A 2896-nucleotide genomic window follows, 5' to 3' on the forward strand; every position below is an offset into this window, starting at 1 on the left:
GGCTGACTCTCGGTGTGTCCGCGGTGGTCGAGATCGTGATCACGATCATCATGATCGCGGGCGAGGACTCCTCGACCGGAGCGTCGATCATCTTCGAAGCACTGATCTTCATGCTGACCGCGAGAGTCGCCGGCTGAGCGTCATCTCCGTGCCGTGCGTGCGGGTCATATGCGCGCGGCGACGGCGCCGAGCGCGGAGGCGATGACGGCGCCGGCGCGGGCCGGATTCGCGAGCAAGTTCGTCCGCCAGGCCCGCCAGCTGCACCCGGACGCATCCGAGGACGAGATCACCCGGGTGGCGGCGCACCTACGCGCGGCGCATTTCGCGGCGTTGGGGAAGGCGTCCGCGGCTGCTCGACGCGCTGCTCGCGTCTACCGCAGCGCCGGTTCGTGATCACCCGTCCGGCCCGGTAACGGGCCGGACCGGACGGGATCACCGGAGTTGGCCCCTCGCAAGACCCTCGACGACCTCAGAAAGGGAACCATCATGATCGTACAACGGCCGATGAGCGCAGTGCCTGACCCGGCGCTGTGGGCGGCTATCACGGACGCGGCGTCAGCCGCTGGGCACTACCGCAACCCGGGGATCACGACCCGTGCGGTGGCCCGTCGCCTGACCATCCCCGGCGCCGCGGTCGACCTGGCCGAGATCGAGGAGCGGCTGAGCGGCCTGTACCGGGCCGGACTGCTGGCCCGCCTGATGGGCGCCGGAGTCTCCCGCTGGCGGTTCACCTCGGCCGGCGCGGCGCACGCCGCTGAGCTACGCGGCCGGGAGCTGACGGACGCGGAGGCCTGGCCGGCGGTGTCCACGCACCTGGCCGACCGGGCGCTGCTCGGCGGGCACCCGGACGGCCTGTCGCCGGCGGCTCTGGCCCGCGCCTTGGCGGTGGACACCGGCCAGGTCCTGGCCTGGCTCGCGGCGCAGGCGCGGCTGGGCCTGGTCGAGGGGCGCACCGCTCACGACCGGCCGGCCTGGCTGATCACACCCGCTGGCCGTGCTGTGGCCGTGCGGGCCGGAGAGCTGGTGTGCGCGTGAGCGCCACAGATGACGAGGGGGGATCGTCCGTGACGACCAAGACGACCGAGGATCGCGCGTACGCGCTGGCGCTGGGTGGGCGGCTCCGGGCAGTCCGGATCCAGCAGGGCCTGTCGCTGTCACGGGTCGAGGAGAAGAGCGGCGGCCGGTTCAAGGCCGTGGTGCTCGGCTCGTACGAGCGGGCGGACCGGTCTGTGACGATGGCCCGGCTCGGTGAGCTCGCCGCGTTCTACGGGGTGCCGGAGGTGGTGCTGCTGCCCGGCGCGTCGGAGCCGGAGGTGGTGCTGCCGCCGCGGATCCGGTTCGCTCTCCCGGCACTGGCCGGCGCTCCGGCGGAGGCCGAGCCGCTGCGCCGGTGGACGTTGCTGATTCGCCGGATGCGGGGCGACTGGGCCGGCCGGATCCTGACGGTTCGTACCGCGGACCTGGTGCACATCGCCGCGATGCTGCGTGAGAGCCCCCGGGGCGCCGTGGGCCTGATGACCGGCTGGGGCGTGCTCGCCGCGCCGGTCGACCTGGACTCGCTCGAGGTCGAGCTCGGCAACGCGACGGGGGCCCGGCGGTGACCGGCCTCGACGCGGCCGCGCGCCGGCGGGCGATCCTGGCTCTGGCGATGGGTCCATGCGCGGACCCGGCCGCGACCGCCGCGCGGGTGGTGGAGCTCGCCGCGGACGTCCCGGACGTGCTCGGGCACTGGTCGGAGCTGTGCCTCGCCGTCGACAAGGCGGGATCCGACGCCGAGCGGATCGTGGCCATGGCTGTGGCGGCCGGCGAGATTCTGGACCGACTGGTGCCGCTCCCGCCGGCGCCCGGGTCATTCACGGTGACGGTGGACGAGGACACGGTGCCGCTGTACCTGGGCCGGGTGAGCCGATGAGATCCGCGGAGAACATCGCCGGACCCGATCTCCTCGACGCGGCCCGGTGGGCGCAGGCCCGCGCGGAGCGGGGTGGCCTGCCCGGGTTCCGCGCCCGACAGTTGGCGGACCGGCTGCAGGCCGGGATGGACGGTGTCCAGGTCCGGCTGCGTGATCTGGTCCGGGCCGGTCTGGTCGAGGAGATCCGCAGCACCGGCGTGCCGGTGTACCGGGTGTCGGAGCGGGTCCGATGAGGTCGGCGCTCGGCCCGTCCCTGGACGCGGGACGCAGCAGGCTCGCTCTGCAGCGGGCCGCGTTGCGGATGACCGACGACTGGCTGGCCATGGGTCACATCCTCGGTGTCGGCACGATCACCGTGAGCCCCACCGGCGCGGTGATGGTGCACGTCGAGCCGGTCGGGGCGCTGCCGTCGCCACCGGCACGGCTGCGCGCTCTGTGGCTCGGGTGGGACGCGGCCCAGTTGGAGATCCGCCCGCCGGTCCGGCTCCACAGCGGCGCCTGGGCGCAGCAGATCCGCCTGCAGGTGCCCGTGCCCGGGTTCGACATGACGCTGTGGTGCTACGAGCGGATCGCTAACCCGCACCTGCTGGCGTCGGCGTGACGCGGCCCGGGCCCGTCGTGGAGCAGGTGCCGGCTGCCGGCGGGCCCGGGCTGCTGCCGTATCCGTTCAGCGGTGCGCAGTTCCGGCACGCGATGGAGCGGCGTCTGGCGGCCGTGGTCTGGAGCGGGGAGGCGCCGCTGCAGGCGGCCGTGGTCGGGACGATGCGCGGTGCTCTGCAGATCGCACTGACGTCGATCGCAGACCGGGAGCTCGGCGATGCGAGGTTCGCGCTGCGCCAGGTGCTCGTGGCCGAGACCATCGGTCACGGCTACGACCTGGTCGGTTACGCCCGACCGGACCGCACCGGCGCCGCGCTGGCGTACCGGATAGTCGCCGTGGCGCTGGCGGGGGCCGCGGACCTCGCTGGCGCCGAGCTCGCCCGG

Annotated in this window: 7 protein-coding genes; all 7 read left to right on the forward strand. The window is 73.9% G+C overall.

Annotated elements, in window-relative coordinates; genetic code table 11:
- Positions 1-168: 168 nt before the first annotated feature.
- The gene (locus FREUN1FDRAFT_RS38640) at positions 169-393 is read left to right on the forward strand and encodes a hypothetical protein (protein ID WP_006545894.1); all 225 of its coding nucleotides are present in this window, start codon (positions 169-171) and stop codon (positions 391-393) included.
- Between the two features lie 93 nt (positions 394-486).
- Positions 487-1035: a hypothetical protein gene (locus FREUN1FDRAFT_RS38645; protein ID WP_232295621.1), complete on the forward strand. Its 549-nt coding sequence runs from the start codon at positions 487-489 to the stop codon at positions 1033-1035.
- A 29-nt stretch (positions 1036-1064) separates the two neighbouring features.
- The gene (locus FREUN1FDRAFT_RS38650) at positions 1065-1601 is read left to right on the forward strand and encodes a transcriptional regulator (protein ID WP_035957577.1); all 537 of its coding nucleotides are present in this window, start codon (positions 1065-1067) and stop codon (positions 1599-1601) included.
- Complete coding sequence (locus FREUN1FDRAFT_RS38655) at positions 1598-1912, forward strand: hypothetical protein (RefSeq protein ID WP_006545897.1); 315 nt, start codon at positions 1598-1600, stop codon at positions 1910-1912. The genes FREUN1FDRAFT_RS38650 and FREUN1FDRAFT_RS38655 overlap by 4 nt, the downstream gene beginning before the upstream one ends.
- Positions 1909-2145 (forward strand): hypothetical protein, encoded by a 237-nt coding sequence (locus FREUN1FDRAFT_RS38660; protein ID WP_006545898.1) that lies wholly within the window; start codon positions 1909-1911, stop codon positions 2143-2145. The genes FREUN1FDRAFT_RS38655 and FREUN1FDRAFT_RS38660 overlap by 4 nt, the downstream gene beginning before the upstream one ends.
- Positions 2142-2513: a hypothetical protein gene (locus FREUN1FDRAFT_RS38665; protein WP_006545899.1), complete on the forward strand. Its 372-nt coding sequence runs from the start codon at positions 2142-2144 to the stop codon at positions 2511-2513. The genes FREUN1FDRAFT_RS38660 and FREUN1FDRAFT_RS38665 overlap by 4 nt, the downstream gene beginning before the upstream one ends.
- Positions 2510-2896: hypothetical protein (locus FREUN1FDRAFT_RS38670; RefSeq protein ID WP_006545900.1), on the forward strand; the 387-nt coding region annotated here is incomplete at its 3' end. The genes FREUN1FDRAFT_RS38665 and FREUN1FDRAFT_RS38670, both read left to right, overlap by 4 nt.

Source organism: Parafrankia sp. EUN1f (genome assembly GCF_000177675.1).
Taxonomy (GTDB): Bacteria; Actinomycetota; Actinomycetes; order Frankiales; family Frankiaceae; genus Parafrankia.